This is a genomic window from Actinoplanes campanulatus (genome assembly GCF_014647795.1).
Classification (GTDB): Bacteria; Actinomycetota; Actinomycetes; order Mycobacteriales; family Micromonosporaceae; genus Actinoplanes; species Actinoplanes campanulatus.
Map to the genome: position 1 here is coordinate 32993 of NZ_BMPW01000020.1, position 19420 is coordinate 52412.

The window sequence follows — 19420 nt, forward strand, 5'->3', positions numbered from 1 at the left end:
TCAGCCGACGAGCCCCGGCGCCGACCACTGCGGATCGCCGATCATCAGGTACGGCGGTGGCCGCCCCCCGTCCGCGATCAGCTTCTCGGCCAGGTGCCGCTGGGTGCAGGCGTCCTCGTCGCGGCCGTGCGCGGTCAGCGCCCGGGCCAGCAGCAGCCGGCCGCGTGCCTGTTCCCAGCGGTTGCCGGTGCTCTCCGCGGCGAGCACGGCCAGCATCGCGTGCCGGGCCGCGGCGAGCAGGGCGGCGCCCACGTCGGCCCGGGACTGGTCGTGCAGCTCCCAGTTCGCCTGGGCGAGCCGCCGGTGCAACATCGTCCGGCGGTGGTCGTCGCCCTGCTCCCCGCCGGTGACCGGGCACAGATCGTCGATCACGTTGCGGTGCCGGTGATGCACGTGATGCCGGGTCGCCGACACCATCGCCCGCCAGTACGCGTCGTCCGGCAGCGGTCCGTCCAGATACGGGTCGGCGAGCTGCCGGGCCGCCTCCAACCGGGACCGCAGCGTGGGCTCGCCACCCGTCCCGAGCAGCGCCTCACCCTCGGCCACGTGCCGTTTCGCCCGCTGCGCCCAGCCCAGCTCGCCGTAGACCTCGGCCGCCGTCAGGTGCATCAGCGCCCGGCCGCGCAGCAACTCGGGCCGGGTCCGGGACCGGACACCGTCGATCACCGTCTCGCACTGCTCGTAGCGGCCGGCGATCAGATCGATCCGTACGTGGGCCAGCAGATAGTCGAACGCCAGCACCGGCGACGGCGTGATCTCGGCCCACCCGGTCCGGGCCGCGACCGTCACGGCGGCCGGATGCGGGCGGGTGAAACCGGCCACCAGCCGCAGGGCGAAGTCCCGGTCCCGCTCCAGCAACGCCGGAACCTCCTCCCACAGGCTCTCCTGCTCGAACCGGATCCAGGCGAGGCATTCGGCGGCACGGGCGCGCGGCGACGTCTCCGGGATCCAGTGGTGCGCCATGTCCAGGCCGGGCAGCGGATGCTGGGCGCTGCCGTCCAGCGCCGACCGGGCCAGCTCCAGGTAGACGCCGCGCAGCCGGTCCAGGGCGTCCCGGCACGTCGAGGCCAGGTCGGCGTCCTGGTTGAGGTGCGCCTCGGCGAACGTCCGGACCAGCGGATGGAACCGGTAGCGGGCCAGCTCGAACCGGTCGTCGCGGCCGGCCGGCTCGAGCAGCCGGGCGCCGGCCAGAGTGGTGGCGATGACGTCGCTCTTCGCGGCGCTGACCCGCAGCAGCGGCCCCAGCACCCAGGAGGCGAACGACCGCGACCGTACCTGGGTGAGCAGGCACAGCGCGTCCCGCTCCAGGCGGCTCAGCCGGCCGAACTCGGCGGCTATCCCGGCCACCGCCGCGGTCGCCCAGCGTGGGCGGCTGGCGCGGCCCAGGTCGGCGGCGATCGACTCGGGGCTCAACAGCGCCAGGTCGGCGCCCTCGTCGGCGACCCGAGCGCCGAGCGCCTGCAACGCCCCTGGCAGCCGGCCGCACGCCTGGACCAGACGGACACTCGACTCGATGGCGGTGAACCCGTCCAGGCCGGTGACCGAGCAGAGCAGGTCCAGCGCCTCCCGCTCCGGAAGCGGGTCGAGCGCGAAACCGTGCACGTTGAGCTGCGGTGACAGGTTCCGGCGGCTGGTGATGATGACCAGTGAGCCGGGCGCGTTCGGCAGCAGCTCGGTCAGCTGTGACGGCTCCTGGGCGTCGTCGAAGACGAACAGGATGCGGCGCCCGGACACCCGGGCCCGGAACAGGCTGGCCCGTTCGCTGGGGTTCGCCGGGATCTCGTACGCCCACGCCAGCTTCTGCAGCACCATGGTGAGCAGGTCGCCGCTGGCCACCGGCACGCCCGCGTCGGTGAGGCTGACCCGTACGTGACCGTCCGGGTAGTGATCCGCCACCGCGTCCGCGGCCCGCCGGGCGAGTGTGGTCTTGCCGACGCCCGGCATCCCGTGGATCAGGACCGCCTTGGGCGCCGGGGCGCCGGTCGCCCGCGGCTCACCGAGCAGGCCGATCACCCGGTTCAGGTCGGCGGCCCGGCCGACGAGCCGGTCCGCGGTGGGGCGCCGCGCCGGCCGGGGTGGCCGGTCGGGCCAGACCAGGACGGTGGCGACGGCGGCGGCCAGCAGCAGCTGGATGCCGGCCAGCAGCACCGACCACCAGCCCCCCTGCCACGCGCCGGTGACCGCGACCAGCGCGAAGAGCAGAGGGAACACCACCGTCGAGCGGCGGCGCAGGCGCCGGGACCAGACCCTCTTCATCGCACCTCGGCGTACGGGGGTGTCGCGAACCGTTGCCGGGTGCGCTCGGCCGCGTCGTCGCCGCACTCGGACAGCTCGTCGCGGGCCACCTGCCAGTGCGTCTGCGCCCGGCGGCGGTGACCGTCGGCGTGCGCGGGCCGTCGTTCGGCGTCGGTCCAGTGCAGTTCGGCCAGCAGCAGGGCGGCGCGGCCCCGGCCGTACCGGTGCTCCATGTCGGAGAACGCGTAGAGCGCGTCGCGGGCGTAGCGGAAGGCCTCGTCGGAGCTGGCGTCGGGTTGGGCGAGTTTGGCCCGGTCGTAGGCGATCCACGCCAGCCGCAGGTGCTGGCCCCGCCGCAGGGCCCAGCGTTCCGCCTCGTGCGCCGCCCACCGGGCCTCGTCGCGCTGGTGGGCGCGGCCGTACACCCGGCCGTGGGCGCGGTAGAGGCGGGCGCGTAGATCGATGCCCTCGTCCGGCAGGGTGGCGCAGATCCGGTCGGCCTGTTCGACGGCGGCGCGGCCCAGTTCCACGTTGCGGCGGCTCTCCAGCCGGGCGGTCTGGAGAAGCGCCAGCACCAGCTCCTCGGCCTCGTCCGGTTCGGAGGCGCCGCAGTTGTCGACGATCCAGGCCAGCGACCGGCGGGCGGCGTGCTCGTCGCGGCAGCGCATCGCCAGCACGGCGGCGCAGCGGTGCGCCCGGTAGGTGGCGAGCCGCGGCGCCGGATCGTCGATCAGGCCGGCCGGCACGAAGTCCCGCAGCGGTCCGGCCACCCCGGACTCCACCCGTACCTCGGCCAGGGTGGCCAGCGCGAGATCCATCCGTTCGTCGCCGGTGGCGCGGGCCAGTTCGACCGCGCGCCGGGCGGTGGCCAGCGCCCGGCCGAGGTCGCCGGCCTCCAGCCGGGCCCGGGCCGCCGCGATCGGGCCGGCGATGTCGGGGGCCGGTTCCCGTCGCTGGCGCTGGAGCAGCCGGGCCCGGTCGTCCGGTTTGCTCTCCTCCTGGAACTTCTGCCGGGCGAACAGCAGCACGTCCTCGCTGACCCGGTAGACCGGCACGCCCAGCGGGTCGCTGCTGGTCCGCGACAGGAAACCGGCGACCAGCAGCCGGTCGACCACCCGCTGCGTCTCGGTCTCGTCGGTGCCGGTCAACGGCACAAGGGCGGACAACGGGAACGAGGTACGGTCCAGACAGCCGATCAGCCGCAGCCCCCGCCGCTCGTCGTCACCCAGCAGGTTGTAGCTGACCTGGAGCGCCACCGTGACAGCGGCGCCGTGACCGCGGCGCTGGCGCAGGGCCGACAGGGTGGTGGCCGGATCGCTGTAGATGCGCCGGATCGCGTCGGCGTGCGAGCCGCTGCGAACGGCCAGCTGGGTGGCGGTCAACCGCAGCGCGTTGGGGTGGCCGTGCATGGCGCGGACTATGCGCCGGCAGGTCTCGTCGTCGTCCACCCAGGTCTCCGACACCATGGCCCGGATCAGGTCCATCGACGGTTCCTCGGCCAGCGGTTCCAGAGGCAGAACGGGCCAGCCGCAGTCCTCGAAGGCCGCGCCGTTCGCGGTGGTGACCAGCACCGCGCATCCGGCGCCGTCCGGCAGCAGCCGCCGGACCAGTGCCGGGTCGTCGGCGTCGTCGAGGACGACCACCGGCCGGTGGCGGGCCGCCAGCGCCCGGAACAGGGCGGCACGTTCGTCGAGGGTGGCCGGCACCTCCAGGTCCGGTCTGCCGAGGCCGGTGACGAAGATGCCGAGGACGTCGCGCAGGATCCGGTCGTCGTCGCGCTGCCCGCCGGAGACGTGCGGTTCCCGGCTCATGTCGCCGAACAGGGTGCCACCGGGATAGCGCGAGGCGAGCCGGGTGGCGGCCACCGCGGCCAGAGCGCTCTTGCCGATGCCGTTGGGGCCGGCGATCACCGCGACGCGGACCCGGTTCGCGCCGTCCAGAATGGTGTCGAGTTCGTCCATCTCGGCCTTGCGGCCGACGAAGACCGGTGGCAGGGCGCCGAGCGCGGACGGCACGAGATAGTCGCGGGCCGGGGGCCGTCTGCGGTGCAGGACCGGAATCAGCATGAGTACGCCGACGGCGAGCACCAGGATGCCGAGGGAGAACCACTGGATCGCGCCGGGTGAGGAGCGGGTGCGAACGAGAGTCGCCAGCACCGCGCCGGAAGTGAGAATCAGGGCCCACCGAGAGCGGATGAATCTGGCGATGATCCCATCGGCCTCGTGCGAGAAATTCTCACGCCACGTTGGACTCATGAATTCCCCCCAGCTCACGTTGCCGGCATAGCTGAAGCGACGGCTTGGTCCCGCGGAATTTCATGATGACGTATACGGGTGGCACCAGGCCATAGTTCGCCCACCGACGGGAACATCGCAATGTCACCGTTTGGGATGATCATTCCCGTACCGGTTCCGACCTTTGCTTTTGACCTCCCGGACAGCCATCCAGGAACCATTGGAGCGAATACCCGTCCGTAATGTTTAACCCATGCGGGGAACGACGGACAAACAGGCCGTCCGCCTTCGGGGTACCGGAACTTAAGGTGACCGGCGTGCAGGAGGCAGCCACCCGGTTCCGACTCGAGGAATCCATTTCCGATCTCGACCAGTTGCGGGACGACCTCGCCGATTGGACGGTTTCCGCCAGACGGCTCGGACCGCAGGGTCAATATCTCGACCAGCTGTCGCTGCTGGCGGAGATAGCCGGAGCCGGCATCGAACAGGTACGTCACGACCTGCTCGCCCGCGCGGCGCTGGCGGCGGGCGGCGAACTCTACGAGGAGTGCCGCCGGGCCGACCACCGGACCGCCCTTCTGCGACGGTTCTGGCGGTGGTACGCCGACCGCCTCGACCAGCGGCACGACGACGGCTACCGGCCCACCCTGGCCGCCGCCGACGAGATCGTGCGCAGCACCTGGCAGGCGCTTTTCCCGGACGACGAGACCCGCCCGCCCACCCCGCTGCCGCACGTCGCCCCGATCGACATGGCCGTCTCCACCGCCCGCGACGAGGTGCCCCGTGACCTGCGCGCCCCGTCCGAACCGGTGCTGGCCAAGTGGACGGAGCTGATGCCACTGTCCACGATCGCGCTGCCGTCGACGGTCACCCGGCGGCCGTGGTGGCTGGTGGTCATCGCCCACGAGTGCGGGCACCAGGTCGCCGCCGAGGCGGTGGACGACGGCGACGGCTCACCGTCACCGGTCCTCGAATCGGCCGCCGCTCGGGCCGGCGCCGGCGACGACGAACAGCAGGACTGGCGGAACTGGGCGATCGAACTGTTCGCCGACGCCACCGCGGCCGTCACCAAGGGCACCGCCCCGACCTGGTCGGTGATGGAGCTGGAACGCGGCACACCCGGCACCCTGCTACGGCCCGACGTCGGCTACCCGCCGCCGGTGCTGCGCTGGTGCGTGGCCGACGCGGTGGTGGCCCGGATCGGGCTGACCGGGGTGGTGCCGGACGCCGACCGGGAACTGCTGGCCGAGTCGCCGTTCGCCGGGCACGCCGCCCGCGCCGAGGCGATCGCCGCCGCCCTGCTGGACATCCGGTTCGGCGGCACCACACTGCGCGAGATAGGTGTCCGCAGCCGCGACTGGGAGCGGACGGCGTGCCGATGGCGCGACGCGCTGCTGGGCGTCACCGAACCCGCGGCCGGGACGGCACCGGAATCGGCCCGCCTCTGCGTCGCGGGCGGCACCATGGCATGGCGCCGCACCACGGCCGGGACCAGCGGAACCAGCGACCGGGAACGGCTGCGCCGCCGGCTGTTGCAGGTCCTGCCGCAGAGCCGGCCGAAAAGCGTCCGCCACGCCGCGCCACGACCGGTGGGCCGGGCCGCGGCCGCCACCCGGCAGGTACTGGACGATCTGCGGAGCGACACCTGGTGAGGGCGATCGTGACCGTGGGACGCCGGGCCGACGCCGACATCCCACACTGGCCGGTGCTCGTCGAAGTGCCCGGCGCCGGGCCGCTGACCCGCGAGATGCCGGCCCAGCCGGACGACACCGGCCGGTGGTGGCCGGCCGGCACGCCGGACGAGCGGGACACCCTGGTGGCACTCACCGACCGCCCGGCCGCCGCGCCGTCGATCCTGGCGGCCACCCGCGAGTACGGCCGCTTCCTGCTCCTGGCCCTGCTCGGCAACGACGGCTGGAAACTCGTGTCCGCCGCACTCGTGTCCGCCGCACCCGTATCCGCGGCACTCGTGCCCGCCGCATTCGTTTCCGCGGCTGAGCCGCCACTCACCGAGATCGAGCTGCGTCTCCCGGCCGGCGACGCCGACCTGCACGGCCTGACCTGGGAGCTGCTGCACGCACCGGACGAGGGCGGCGAGTTCCTCGCGCAGGACCCGCGGCAGCCCGTGATGATCGTGCGAGGAGTCGTGTCGCCGGCGGCGAACGGCCGTACCGTCGCACCGGTCAACGGCACCGCGCGGATGCTGTTCACCGTCGGCAGCGAACTGCACGACCCGGAGGTCCGGGCCGGCGCCGAGGTGATGGCCATCATCCGTGGGTACGACCGGACCAGCTCGCTGATCGACTTCCGGGTCCGCTCCCAGATCACCGTGGACCGGCTCCAGCGCGCCTGCGCCGAGGTCCGGCCGCACATCCTGCACCTCATCGCACACGGCTCGTGCGACCCGGAGTCGGCGGAGCACACCGTACAGTTGCGCGCCGAACCCGGCGGGTCGGCCGCCGCCGAGGTCGAGCACGTCAACGCCCGCGCCCTGGCCGAGGCGCTGCGCGGCGACGGGGAACTGCCGCTCATCGTGTTCCTCAGCGCCTGCGAGAGCGGGGACACCCGGCCCGGCGGCACCGCGATCGCCGCCGAACTGGTGGCCGCGGGCGTGCCGATCGTGCTGTCGATGACCGGCCGGATATCCAACACCGCCTGCCGGACGTTCGCCCGGGCGTTCGCCTCCGCCGTGGTGAAGGGCAAGCCGCTGCACCTGGCCACCGCGGAGGCCCGGCGGCTGGCCTTCTCCCGGGCACGCGACGGCGAGATCGACTGGGCGCTGCCGGCCGTCTTCATGGCGACCGACGTACCGGCCGACTTCAAGGTCATCGATCACACGGAGAGCGAGACGTTGCGGGAGTTCCTCCGCGACCTCGGCCCGGAATGCGCACCGGTCTTCCACGCCCGCGACGAGTTCTTCGACCTGCTGGACCACCTCCTGGACGAGAAGGACCCGCTCGCCGTCCTGCTGGCCGCCGGCCGCGGCGCGACCGTCAGCCCGGGCGGCACCCGGCTGCTGCGCGAACTGTCCGCCGCCTCGCTGCGCGCCGGCCACGTCCCCTGCAACGTACGGTTCGTGCCCACCGACATGCCGAAGAACGCGGCTCAGCTCGCCATCGACGTACTCGTGGCGATCTGCTCCACCCGGTACGCGCTCAAGCTCGACCAGAACTTCCCCAGCGTCATCCTGGCCGGCATCGAGGACGAACTCGGCCCGGAGAACCTCGCCAAGGTGCTGCCGACCCGCCGCCAGGGCACGGCGGTACGCGCGAAACGGCTCCGCCCGGCCGTCGCGGAGATCGACCCGGCCGGCTTCACCGACGAACTGACCGCCTGCATCCGCCGGGACCTGCTGGAACTGGCGACCGCGGCACGCCGGGAACACCCCGGCCTGTTCACCGGCTCCTGCCGGCCGATCCTGCTGCTGGACGAGCCGCAACAGATCCCCGACCTGTTCCGCCACCTGGGCATCCTGCTGTCGCCACGCGGGCTCTCCGCCGAGCACAGCGACCGCGAGTACCGCGCCAAGATCCCGGTCGTGCTGTTCACCAAGGAGCCGGCGATGCGCCCCGGCGGAGCACGGTCGGTGTTGACCCGGGCGCTGCAGGACGAGGACTGGGCGCGGACCGCCGAGGTGCTGCTGTTCCAGGAGATGACCCCGCCCGAATACCCCGACTTCGTGGCCGCCGCGTGGCGCTGGCTGGTCATGCACCCGCTGCCCAAGGGCGACGGCGGCCACACCCGGCCGCTCACCGTGATCGCCGACAAGGAGGAGAGCTGGGCCGAGATCGTACGGCAGCAGACCAGAGGCCGGCAGGTCATCTACTCCAGGGACCTGATGACCGCGATCACCGAGGCCGGCCGGGCACAGGAGGTGCTCGAGGAGGACAACGACGACGCCGCCCTGGAGAGCTGGCAGGACTCCCGGAGCGCCGCATGACCGACACCACCGCGGCACTGTGGCTGGCGCTGGCGCCCTCCTGGACCGGGGAGGCGGCACTGGCCGCCGGACTACCGGTAGCCGGCGCCGACGACGAGGACGCCTACTTCGCCCGGCTCAGCACCGTCGTCGGCGACTGGGAGCAGCAGGGACTGGCACAGTGCAACGGCGCACTGACACCGGACCAGATGTGGCTCACCGAGTTCTGGCACACGGCGGCGCGACGGCGTACCGCACTGGAGTCCGCACGGGCGGCACTGGGCCGGACCGCTCTCGCGGAACAGGCGCGCCGGATCGCCGTCCGCCTGCGGGACCTCGACCTGGACATCCCGCTGGCCCCGGTGATGCGGCACTGGATCGAGCTGGCCGTCGCCGACACCGCCGGCCACCCCTTCCTCGAACAGGTCCGTGACCTGTGCCGGTTCCCGCACGTCGCGGAGGCGCAGGAGCACATCACCGCGGCCGAGATCTTCGAACCGGTGGCCGGACCGGCATTCCGCGACGCCGTCGAGACGGCCCGGCGACTGCTGCGCCTGGCCGTCCGGCGGGCACACGACCGTCACTCGCTGCGCGACTATCAGCCGCGCAAGGCGTGGACCGCGGATCTGCGCGCCCTGCTCAGCGACGACAGTCCCGAGTGGGCGATGCACCTGATCGGTGCGGGCGGGACCGGCAAGACCTCCTTCGTCCGGTACGTCGCGTCCGGCGATCTGGCCGAGCAGAACGACCTCGACACACTCATCGTCGGACGGGTCGACTTCGACTTCCTGAGCCCCGCCTACCCGGCCCAGCGGCCCGCCCACCTGCTGACCGAATTCGCCGACGAACTGGCGCCCGAGGTGCGCTCCGGGGCCGCCGAGGAAGCCCGGGCCGCCTTCTACCGGCTCGCGGCCGCCGCGAACGAGGCCACCGGCGCCGCCCGGGCCGACGCCACCGCCGAGGTCGTCCAAGCCTTCGTCCGGTTCCTGTCCGCGCTGCCCGGCCGGATCCTGCTGATCCTCGACACCTGCGAGGAACTCTCCCGCACCGACCCGTCCGGCACGCCGGACGCGGCCCTGACCGCCACCTTCCAGGTGCTGGCCGCCGTCCACCGCGGACTGCCGGGCCTGCGCGTCCTGCTCTGCGGCCGGCGGCCGATGAACCCCGGCCCGGAGGTCGCGATGCGCACCGTCCGGGCCCGCGGATTCACCGAGAAGGAGGCCACCCGCTACCTGACCCGCCCCGACGACCACGTCGTCATGCAGGCGTCCCTGGTCGAGGCGATCCTCGAACTGTCGCCGGAACGCACCGAGCGGCCGGACCACGCGGCGCGCCGCTTCAGCCCCTTCGACGTGCGGCTCTACCGCGAATGGTGGGCCTCCGAGAAGGACATCACCGTCGAACAGCTGCGGCGGTCCGGGCGATCGGCCTACGTCCAGGAGCGCATCGTGGGCCGGCTGACCGAACGCTGGTCGGCCACCGCACTGCCGGCCGTGGCCATGCTCGGCACCTTCGACGCCCGCACCCTGGAGTCGGTGATCCCGGACCACGGCGACATCGCGGCGGTCATCGCCGAATTCGCCCGCCAGGACTGGATCGACACACGCACCGACCCGGCCGGCGACGGACAGCTCCTCGAGGTCAACGCGTCGATGCGGCCGCTGCTGCGGATCTGGGCACGGGCCCAGGGCGAGGAGCGGCTCCTCACCGACCGGCGGCGCCTGGCCAGGACACTCGGCGGGCAGGTGCAGTCGCTGCCGCTGGAACAGCTCAGCGTCGCCAACGTGGTGTCCGCGCTCCGGCTCACCACCGGAGTCCCCGCCGTACAGCTCTGGGAACGACTCGAAGCACGGATGGCGACCCCGAGCGACTGGTCCTGGATGGGCCGGCTCTGCCCGCGGGTGCTGGGCGCACTCGCCGAAGCCCGGATCCCGGCCGAACAGCGACGGGAGGGCGCCGTGCCGGACGGCTCGGACCCACCCGACGACCTGTTGATCGCCGCGGTCCGCGCCACCGCCGTCGCCGTCGCCGCACGGGCCGGCGCCGACTTCGACCGGTCCGCCGAATGGCACGAGGTGCTGCGGCTCGCCACCGGAAACCCGGAACCGGTCGCCGAGCGGCTGCGCCTGCGTGCCCGGCTCGGCATTCTCACCGCCGCGACCCGGCGGACGCTGGCCGCCCCCGGCGCCGTCGACACCGCTGAGGCCCTGATCCGGGCGGCCACCCAGCACGATCAACTGACCGGTGGGATCGTCGCGGCGATCGAGGCGATCGTCGAGACCGAGCCGCCCGGAACCCGCCTGGAGCCGATCGCGGCCGCGGCGCACGACTGGCTCGCCGTCAACGACGACCCGGTGACCACCACCTGCGTACGCCTGGCTCTCTACCGGCTCACCCCGGACGGCGAGGATCACCGGCTGACCGTCCGCGACCTGGACCGCGCCGTGCGTGACACCCCCACCGACGTCGACCGCTGGGCGGACTGGATCGCCCCGCCCAGCATCCTGATCCGGCTCGACCTGCACCTGGCGGCGCGCGCCTACCTGAGCGGCGACCCGTTGCAGGAGCTGCCGTTGCGCCGTTGGGAACGCGACGCCGAGACCCGCCCGGCCACCCTGGACACCGACCGCCTCCTGTCGGTCTGCCTGCACCTGCGGCTGGGCCACGGGACGGTGGCCCGCGACCACCTCGACCGGCTGCGCCCGCTGGCCGGGCTCACCGGCCCCGCCATCACCCGGCTGCGCGTGCACCGGATCATCCCGCCGCTGTTCCAGAGCCTCAGCTACGGCTATCTGATGCTCGGCGACACCGGAACCGCCCAGCGGCTGCTCGACGACAACCTGCGATGGGCCCGCGAACAGGGCGACACGGAGACCGTGCGATCGGCGGTCGACGGCCTGCTGTGGCTGGGACGGCGGCTGCGCCGAACCCTCCCGGCGGATCTGCCCATCCCCTCCGACCCATCCGACCCGGACCTGGACGGGCGGGCCGATGTGGCCCGGGCGCTCACCGACGGGACCCCGCCACCCGAGTCGCCGTGCGAGTCGGCCGGCCAATGGCACCGCCGCTGGCAGGCGCTCAGCATCGACCCGCGGACCGCGGCACTCGGCGTGCCACCGCTCCCGGAGCGGATGGAGGCGATCGACCCCGAACAGCGTGAACTGCTGCTCGCCGACCTGCGGGAGGCCACCGCCGCCGGCGCCGACGTGGCCGCGATGACGGAGCGGATCCGGGCGCTGCCGGTGGCCGGACCCGGTGCCGGGGTGTTCGACCCGGTCCTGCACACCGTCTCCTCGGCGCTGGCCGTGGCCGCCCCGGCCGAACTCGGACGGTTCCGTGAGGACAACCCGGCCCGTCCGCCGCTCTTCCTGGCCGTGGCCGCACTCGAACTCGGCGAACAGCGGGCCCTGCGCGATCCCGCGGGCGCGAAACCGCTGCTCGACCTGGCCGCCTGGCTCAGCGAGTCACGCAGTCCGGTGCTCGGCTTCCAGGCCGCGACGCTCGCGGCGCTGGCCCATGTGCACGAGGGCGCCGACCGGAGCGACCTCACCACCCGCGCGCTGGTCCTGGGTTTGAACACCGCTTACACCCGGATGCGGGAACACGTGGGCGGCGACATGCTGCCGGAGTGGGCCGCGCTGACCGATGTGTGGACGGAACGGGAGCATCCCTGGGCGGGCTGGCTCACCCGCCTGCGGGTGGCGATCACCGCGCTGGCCGGGCGGCCGGACCACGGGCCACCAGCCGTGCCGGCGGTCCGGCCGGTCGAGCTCTACCCCATCCGGTTCGGCACCGACGCCGACGCTGAGGCCGGCCCGGAGCGGGGCGCCGCCAAATTCGTCGTCCCCCGGCTGGACAGGCCGGCCAGGCTGCGGTTGTCCCTGGTCGCCATGCAGGCGCGGTTCCGCCGGATTCCGCAGCTGACCGTGCAGGTCCTGCCGCGGCCCCGCAAGCTGGTGCTCACCACCGGCCGGGAACCGTGGCGGGGCGCCGCCGAGCTGACCGCCTGGTCGCTGCCCGGGATGGGCCCGTTCGGCGCGGTCCGGATGGGGGCCGGGGACGCTGTGCCCGACCTGTCGGCGTCGATGCGGGCCATGGCCGGGGAACACTCGAGCCGGGTGTGGCGGCTGATCCTGCAACTCGGTGACCAGGTTCGTTTCTGGGAGGACGAGATCACCGAGCGGCTCGGCATGACAGACGGCGCGGTGATGCCGCGCTGGTACCGGGAGTGGCCGCCGGGCGCGGTGGCACCTCTCTCCGATCGGCTGTCTGATCGCCTGTCCGGTCGACTGCCCGATCGGCTGTCCGACGGGCGCAACGGCGGCTCGCTGGTACGCGTGCTGGAGGGCCGGGTCGGGCGAAGCCGATCCGAGTTCCGTTTCGTGGAACGGGCCACCCGTCAGGTCATGACCCCGGCCGACATGGCTGGACTGGACGCCTCCGCCATCGTGCTGCGGACCACCGCGCCGGCCGGCGAGGAGCCCGACGGGATCCGGGACATCGACGCGCTGCGCCTGGCGGTCCGGTGCATGGCCGCCGGCGTCCGCAACCTGCTGCTGCTGCCCCGCCCGTCGGCGTCGGCCGCCGACCTGATCGCGGAACAGGCCGGTGAGCTGAACGGCCGCGCCGGCCGTCCCCGTGGCATGGACCTGATGGCGCTGGCCGACAGCGCCCGGGACAGAGCCGAACCGAACAGGGGACACGTCGTCCTCTTTCTGAGAGGAGAGCCTGATGACGGCATTGGATAACCTGCGCGCCCGGGCCCGCCATTGGTGGAGCCGCGACGCCGAGCATCTCGTCTATCACTTCCTGCCGGCCGCCGGCGCCGAGCCGGTGCCGCGGGACAGCTACCTGCGACTGTGGGTCGGCGACCTGTTCGTCGCCGAGGCCCGCCGGCACGGCGCCGACGTGCTGCCGGCACTGCGCGCCACGGTGGCCATGACGCAGCCGAACGGGCTTCGCGGCGTCCGGTCCACGGTGTGGCAGGCGGAACCCGGACAGGAGGCGCAGGGTGTCCGGTCCGGCGCGCTGACCGGCTGGTTCCCCTACAGCGGCGGGACCGTGTCGGTGCAGGCCTGCCTCTACGCGATCAAGGCGAACGACTCGCTGCGCCTCGCGATGGACGTCATCGGCGCCCTGACCTCCGCCGTCGTCCCGTCTCTGGCCTCGGTGGCCGGGCTCGGCGAGCAACTCGCCAAGGGCATCGACCGGGTCGAGGCGGCGATCGAGGACGCCGGCTCCGGCCCGGTGCTCGTCCTGGACAAGGACTACGCGGTGGGCAGCTCCACCGGCGCGCTCCATCCCGGGCACATCGTGGTGATCAACACGCCGGCCCGCTCCTTCGACGTCGGTGGGCTGGCCCTCACCGATGGCCGGCTGACCCACGACGGCGCTCCGCTGGACGGCCTCGACTACCTCCTGATCGAGATCCAGGCCACCGCGAACCGCGACGACTGGGCCTTCCCCCGCCTGGACGAGTTGTTCCAGAAGGCGAAGGAGGCCGCCGTCCGGCGGGAGGCACCGATCCTGAAACGCCTCCGTGAGGAACTGCTCGTCCTGGTCTACACCTGCGCCGACCTGACCAGCGCCGACCAGAGGCGTGTCGCCGCCCAGCTGAAGGAGGAACTGGAGGAGGCGGGCCGCGGCGTCTCCGCCCGCGACACCATCACATCCATCGGCCGGATGGTCGCCGAACGCGGCCTGCCGAACGCCCGTCAGGTGGCCCATCTGACCCTCTCCGATCTGCTGGGCTGATCGCTGTCAGCTGTCGGTGCCGAGATTGGACATAAACGCCGCCGGGTAGCGGTCGCCACGGGCCGCGCCCACCGGCACCGCCTTCTCGATCTCGGCTAGATCCGCGGCGTCCAGCCTCACCTCCAGCGCCGCCAGCGCCTCGGACAACCGCTCCCGGCTGCGGGCGCCGACCAGAGGCAGGATGTCGGCGCCTTGCGCGGCCACCCAGGCGATGGCCAGCTGTGCCACGGTGCAGCCCTTGGCGTCGGCGACCCGCCGCAGGTCCTCGACGAGAGCCAGGTTGTGCTGCACGTTGCCGTCGGCGAACCGGGGACTCATGCCGCGCATGTCGCCGGGCGCCGTCGGCTGCCCGGCACGCCAGCGGCCGGAGAGCAGCCCGCGGCCGAGCACTCCATACGCCGTCATCGCGATGCCCAGCTCCCGCAAGGTCGGCAGGATCTGCGCCTCCACGGCCCGGGACAACAGCGAGAACTCGATCTGCAGATCGGCGATCGGGTGCACGGCGTGCGCCCGCCGGACCGTCTCCGCGGTCACCTCGGAGAGCCCGATCTCGCGGACGTGGCCGGCGTCGACCATCTCCTTGATCGCGCCGATCGTCTCCTCGATCGGCACTGCCGGGTCGAGCCGGGCCGGCCGGTAGACGTCGATGTGGTCGACGTTCAGCCGGGTCAGTGAATACGCCAGGAAGTTGCGGACCGCCTCCGGTCGCCCGTCCATGCCGCCGAACACCGGCCCCGGCCCGCGTAACTGACCGAACTTGACGCTGAGCCGATAGCTTTCCCGTGGACGGCCGCGCAGCGCCTCGGCCAGCAGCAGCTCGTTGTGGCCCATGCCGTAGAAGTCGCCGGTGTCGATCACGGTCACCCCGGAGTCCAGCGCCGCGTGCACCGTGGCGACGGACTCGCCGCGGTCGGCCGGCCCATAGACCTCCGACATGCCCATCGTGCCCAGTCCCAGAGCCGGTGTCCGCATCGTGGTGCCTCTCCGTCGTCGGTGTGCTCTCCACAGTGCGGGGCGGGTCGGCGGGCGAAAAGCGGAGCGTCGAGCCTGGGATAAGCGCTCCCTGGCTACGTGCCAAGGCGGGGAGCAGCATGGACGTCATGCAACGTGAGCAACTCGCCGACTTCCTGCGCCGCCGCCGCGCGGCGATCCGTCCCACCGAGGTGGGCCTGGCCGACAGTGGCATCCGCCGGACCGTCGGGCTGCGCCGCGAGGAGGTGGCGATGCTCGCCGGGATGTCCGTCGACTATGTGGTGCGCCTGGAGCAGGGCCGCAGCAGCCAACCATCGGCACAACTGCTCGCCGCGCTGGCCCGGGCGCTGCGCATGTCCGACGACGAGCGCGACCATCTGTTCCACCTGGCCGGGCACCAGCCACCGCCGGCCACCGGGGCGGCCCGCCTGGCACGGGCCGGGCTGCTGCGGGTGCTCGACCTGCTCGGTGACACCCCGGCGCTGGTGATGTCCGACCTGGGGGAGGTGCTCGCGCAGAACCGGGCGGGTCTGCTGTTCGCCGGTGACCAGCGTGGTCGCACCGGTGACCGCCGCTATCTGGTCTATCGGTGGTTCACCGAGCCCGCGACGCGTGCCGCCCATCCGCCCGAGGAGCACGATCAGCAGGCCCGGCAGTTGGTGGCCGACCTGCGTGCGACGGCCGGGCGGCGGTTCGGCGACGAGGAGGTGGCCGGGCTGATCGTGCGGTTGGCGGCGGCCTCCGATGAGTTCCGCTACCGGTGGGCCGAGCACGAGGTGGCGGTGCGCCGAGCGGATCGCAAGACGTTGCTCCACCCACGGGTGGGCCGGCTGCGGATGGACTGCGAGACGCTGATGACCCCTGACCAGGGGCAGATGCTGCTCGTGTTCACGCCGGCCGACGACGAGACCCGCGAGCGGCTCGCCCTGCTGATGGTCGTCGGTGTGGAGGAGTTCGCCGGCCCGGCCGGGTGAGCAGGCGGCCCGGCGGGCGCGCGGGAGGCGCGCGCCCGCCGGTCAGGAGGCGGTCCGGTTGGGTGAGGGAGGGGTTCGTCGAGTGGGAGGCGGGCGCTGTCGAGGGAGGGTGCGCTGTTCAGCGGAAGGCGTCGGTGTTGGCGGACAGCCAGTTGGCGAAGGTGCGGGGTGGGCGGCCCAGCACCCGTTCCACGTCCGGGCTGATTCGCTGTTCCTCGGGGGTGGGGGCGCCGATGATGTCCAAGGTGCCGTCCACCACCGGTGCGGGCATGAAGGTCAGCATTTGCTCACGGGCTTCCTCGACCGGCTGGTCGAAGAATTGGACCGGCTCTCCCAAAGCGGCCGCGAGATCTGCTGCCCGCTGTCGGGAGCTGATCAGTTTCGGGCCGGTCAGGGCGTACACCTGCTTGTCGTGTCTTTGATCCTGGAGTGCCGCAGCGGCGACCTCGGCGATGTCGCCCGGATGAACCAGCGGCAGGCCGACATCGCCGAAAGGCGATGAGACGGTGCGTGACGTGCGCACCTGCTCGGCCCAGGCGAGGGTGTTGGAGACGAAGCCTCCCGGCCGCAGCAGCACCCACTCCAGGCCGGAGCCGCGCACGGTGTCCTCGAGCGCGCGCAGTGGGGCGTGCGATACCGCGCCGGGCCTGGTCCCGGCTGCCTGCGAGGAGAGCGCCACGATCCGGCGGACACCGCCCGCCCGGACCACGTCGACGATCGCCGGGATGTCGAGGTGCGCGCCGGCACCGGAGACCAGCAGGAAGAACGCCTCCGCTCCGGACACTGCCTCCCGCAGGCTCTCCGGATCAGCGAGGTCGGCGCAATGATGTTCGACCCCGGCAGGGAGTGCTCCAGCGGCGAGGGCCCCGGGGGCGAGTGTTTCGGTGGCCAGTGCTCCAGCGGCGAGTGCTCCGGGGTCGAGTGGTCGGGCGGGGAGGGTTTTCGGCGCGTGTCGGGAGATTGCGCGGACCTTGGCTCCGGCCGCAGCGAGGGTGCGGACGAGTGGCCGCCCGACATTGCCGGTGGCTCCGGTGATGACGTACATGTTCGGCTCCCTGTCGTTCATGGATCAACGCAGGATCGAACGCTACATGCCTGGTGATAGTAGGTACCTAGAGGAAAGTGACTACCCTTGGAGGATGCATGGGACACAACCCGAACAGGCCTGCCCGATCGCCCCGGTGGTCGACATCGTGTTCAGCCGCTGGACGACGCCGATCCTGTGGGCGCTGCACGAGTTCGGCCGTCAGCGCTTCGTCACGCTGGAACGCCGCATCCCGTCGATCACGCCCAAGGTGCTGACCCAGCGGCTGCGGCAGCTGGAACGAGACGGCCTGATCACCCGGACGTACTATCCGGAGGTGCCGCCCCGGGTGGAGTACGAGATCAGTGACCTGGGACGCAGCCTGGGGCCGCTCTTCGCCCACCTGTCGACGTGGGCCTCCGACAACCTCCCGGCGGTGGACGCCGCCCGGGCCGCCTACGACTCCACCGGGTCGAAGTCCTCCGGCGCCGCGTCGTAACGGGCCGCGAAGGCCGCGTCGAGCCGTTCCCCGTCCGGCATGAGCCGATGGTAGGCGGCGGACAGCCGGTCCTCGGCGTTCTCGTCGCCGCTGTCACTGGCGGCGGTGGGCAGTTCCTCGATCAGCGCGGCGAGATCGCCCATCCCGAAGTAGCGGGCGGCGGCCGCGGCGGCGGCGATCTGGCCCGGTTCGCAGCTGTCGGCCGCATGGTTCGGGCCGCCGTTCTGCACCATGCCGTCGACCAGGAGGAGTGCGCTCAGATGCCGGTCGCCCACCCCGGTTCCCTCGTCCTCACAAGCCCGGTTCCAGACGTCACGGAGCACGTCACGATCAGCCATTCCGACATTGTGCGATACCGCATCACGATGCGGTGGCGGATTCCGCATCGAGCCTGGCCGGAGGGCTATTGGTCATCAGATTCCTCCGTGGATACTCCGGCCTTCGGGCCGGAGAGGAAACGGAACCCCTGCGAAGCAGGTCAGGGACAGCCCATTCGCCGTCAAGGCGGATGGGCGTCCATCCACGGACTGCCCGCGAGGCCAATTCCAAACAGGTGTGCTAACTTGCGAGCCGTGTCCGAACGTGCTGTGAAGCGGGCTTTCAAGTTCCGCTTCCACCCGACTCCGGAGCAGGCCGACCTGATGAACCGGACGTTCGGGTGTGTGCGCAAGGTGTACAACCTGGCCCTGGAGGCCCGCACCACCGCCTGGTACCAGCGTCAGGAACGGGTCAACTACAACGCCACCAGCGCCATGCTCACGGCCTGGAAGAAGACCGGGGAACTCGCGTTCCTCAACGAGGTCTCCTCCGTCCCGCTGCAGCAGGCCCTGCGGCACCTGCAGAGCGCGTACACGGCGTTCTGGGAGAAACGGGCCCGGTATCCGCGGTTCAAATCCAAGCACAAGTCGCGGGCCTCAGCCGAGTTCACCCCGTCCGCTTTCCGCTGGAACAACGGCGAGCTCACCCTGGCCAAAACGGCCACCCCACTCGACATCGTCTGGTTCCGGCCTCTGCCCGAGGGACAGTCGCCGTCCACCGTGACGGTGTCGCGCGATGCGGCGGGACGCTGGTTCGTGTCCCTGCTCTGCCAGGACACCATTGCAGCGCTGCCAGCCGTTGAGACCGCGGTCGGCATCGACGCCGGACTCGAGCATTTGATCACCTTGTCCACCGGCGAGAAGGTCGCCAACCCCCGCCACGAACGCGCCGACCGCGAGCGGCTGGCCCGCGCCCAACGGGAACTGGCCCGCAAGGACAAGGGCTCCAGGAACCGGGACAAGGCCCGGCTCAACGTCGCCCGCATCCACGCCCGCATCGGCGACCGGCGCCGTGACCACCTGCACAAACTGACCACCCGACTCGTGCGTGAGAACCAAACGCTCGTGATCGAGGACCTGACCGTCCGCAACATGGTCAAGAACCACACCCTGGCCCGCGCCATCTCCGACGCGGCCTGGACCACCTTCCGTGAACTGCTCACCTACAAGGCCGACTGGTACGGCCGGAACCTGGTCGTGATCGACCGCTGGTACCCGTCGTCCAAGGTCTGCTCGGCCTGCGGACGCCTCACGGAGAAGATGCCGCTCAACGTGCGGTCGTGGACCTGCCCCTGCGGGGCCGCCCACGACCGCGACGTCAACGCGGCACGCAACATCCTGGCCGCCGGGCAGGCGGTGTCGGCCTATGGAGCTGGCGTAAGACCTCAACGGAAACCTCCGTCCGGGGCAGCAGGCTGAGAAGTAGGAAACCCGGTGGGCGACCACCGGAATCCCCGTCCCTTTAGTTATCGCCGGTTTGATGTTGATATAT

At 72.2% G+C, this 19420-nt stretch carries 12 protein-coding genes; 7 read left to right on the top strand and 5 right to left on the bottom strand.

The window, feature by feature from the left end; genetic code table 11:
- Together IEZ13_RS32630 and IEZ13_RS32635 are read right to left on the bottom strand one after the other, a co-directional pair.
- Complete coding sequence (locus IEZ13_RS32630; protein ID WP_183225224.1) at positions 1–2256, bottom strand: NB-ARC domain-containing protein; 2256 nt, start codon at positions 2254–2256, stop codon at positions 1–3.
- Positions 2253–4391, bottom strand: a complete 2139-nt coding sequence (locus tag IEZ13_RS32635) for an AAA family ATPase (protein WP_183225223.1) — start codon at positions 4389–4391, stop codon at positions 2253–2255. The genes IEZ13_RS32630 and IEZ13_RS32635 overlap by 4 nt, the downstream gene beginning before the upstream one ends.
- 395 nt (positions 4392–4786) lie before the next feature.
- Between IEZ13_RS32635 and IEZ13_RS32640 the strand changes: the two genes are divergently transcribed.
- Genes IEZ13_RS32640 through IEZ13_RS32655 form a run of 4 tightly spaced genes read left to right on the top strand, consistent with a single transcriptional unit; the run spans position 4787 to position 14142 of the window.
- Positions 4787–6121, top strand: a complete 1335-nt coding sequence (locus IEZ13_RS32640) for a hypothetical protein (protein ID WP_183225222.1) — start codon at positions 4787–4789, stop codon at positions 6119–6121.
- A gap of 8 nt (positions 6122–6129) precedes the next feature.
- On the top strand, positions 6130–8409 hold the full coding sequence (locus IEZ13_RS32645) for a CHAT domain-containing protein (RefSeq protein WP_229795367.1): 2280 nt from the start codon (positions 6130–6132) through the stop codon (positions 8407–8409).
- Entirely contained in the window at positions 8406–13136 is a 4731-nt protein-coding gene (locus tag IEZ13_RS32650; protein ID WP_183225220.1) for a hypothetical protein, read from the top strand. The genes IEZ13_RS32645 and IEZ13_RS32650 overlap by 4 nt, the downstream gene beginning before the upstream one ends.
- Positions 13120–14142, top strand: coding sequence for a hypothetical protein (locus IEZ13_RS32655; protein ID WP_183225219.1), 1023 nt, complete (start codon positions 13120–13122; stop codon positions 14140–14142). The genes IEZ13_RS32650 and IEZ13_RS32655 overlap by 17 nt, the downstream gene beginning before the upstream one ends.
- A 6-nt stretch (positions 14143–14148) precedes the next feature.
- On the opposite strand, the gene IEZ13_RS32660 is transcribed toward IEZ13_RS32655, so the two are convergent.
- Positions 14149–15114 (bottom strand): aldo/keto reductase, encoded by a 966-nt coding sequence (locus tag IEZ13_RS32660; RefSeq protein WP_183225218.1) that lies wholly within the window; start codon positions 15112–15114, stop codon positions 14149–14151.
- A gap of 128 nt (positions 15115–15242) precedes the next feature.
- Between IEZ13_RS32660 and IEZ13_RS32665 the strand changes: the two genes are divergently transcribed.
- A complete protein-coding gene (locus IEZ13_RS32665; RefSeq protein WP_183225217.1) occupies positions 15243–16088 on the top strand; it encodes a helix-turn-helix transcriptional regulator in 846 nt (281 codons plus the stop codon).
- 118 nt (positions 16089–16206) lie between these two features.
- On the opposite strand, the gene IEZ13_RS32670 is transcribed toward IEZ13_RS32665, so the two are convergent.
- The gene (locus IEZ13_RS32670) at positions 16207–17154 is read right to left on the bottom strand and encodes an NAD(P)H-binding protein (RefSeq protein WP_229795369.1); all 948 of its coding nucleotides are present in this window, start codon (positions 17152–17154) and stop codon (positions 16207–16209) included.
- A gap of 73 nt (positions 17155–17227) precedes the next feature.
- On the opposite strand from IEZ13_RS32670, the gene IEZ13_RS32675 reads away from it, so the two are divergent.
- Positions 17228–17611: a winged helix-turn-helix transcriptional regulator gene (locus IEZ13_RS32675; RefSeq protein ID WP_183225216.1), complete on the top strand. Its 384-nt coding sequence runs from the start codon at positions 17228–17230 to the stop codon at positions 17609–17611.
- On the opposite strand, the gene IEZ13_RS32680 is transcribed toward IEZ13_RS32675, so the two are convergent.
- Positions 17569–17949, bottom strand: coding sequence for a hypothetical protein (locus IEZ13_RS32680; protein WP_183225215.1), 381 nt, complete (start codon positions 17947–17949; stop codon positions 17569–17571). The two genes, IEZ13_RS32675 and IEZ13_RS32680, sit on opposite strands and share 43 nt — an antisense overlap.
- A 234-nt stretch (positions 17950–18183) precedes the next feature.
- Here IEZ13_RS32680 and IEZ13_RS32685 point away from each other — a divergent pair, with 234 nt between their 5' ends.
- Positions 18184–19347 (top strand): RNA-guided endonuclease InsQ/TnpB family protein, encoded by a 1164-nt coding sequence (locus IEZ13_RS32685; RefSeq protein ID WP_183225214.1) that lies wholly within the window; start codon positions 18184–18186, stop codon positions 19345–19347.
- The last annotated feature ends 73 nt before the right edge of the window (positions 19348–19420 follow it).

Coding starts and splice junctions, on each gene's coding strand:
- IEZ13_RS32630 (WP_183225224.1), bottom strand. CDS start 2,256: ATGAAGAGGGTCTGGTCCCGGCGCCTGCGCCGCCGCTCGACGGTGGTG.
- IEZ13_RS32650 (WP_183225220.1), top strand. CDS start 8,406: ATGACCGACACCACCGCGGCACTGTGGCTGGCGCTGGCGCCCTCCTGG.
- IEZ13_RS32655 (WP_183225219.1), top strand. CDS start 13,120: ATGACGGCATTGGATAACCTGCGCGCCCGGGCCCGCCATTGGTGGAGC.
- IEZ13_RS32660 (WP_183225218.1), bottom strand. CDS start 15,114: ATGCGGACACCGGCTCTGGGACTGGGCACGATGGGCATGTCGGAGGTC.
- IEZ13_RS32665 (WP_183225217.1), top strand. CDS start 15,243: ATGCAACGTGAGCAACTCGCCGACTTCCTGCGCCGCCGCCGCGCGGCG.
- IEZ13_RS32670 (WP_229795369.1), bottom strand. CDS start 17,154: ATGAACGACAGGGAGCCGAACATGTACGTCATCACCGGAGCCACCGGC.
- IEZ13_RS32675 (WP_183225216.1), top strand. CDS start 17,228: ATGCATGGGACACAACCCGAACAGGCCTGCCCGATCGCCCCGGTGGTC.
- IEZ13_RS32680 (WP_183225215.1), bottom strand. CDS start 17,949: ATGGCTGATCGTGACGTGCTCCGTGACGTCTGGAACCGGGCTTGTGAG.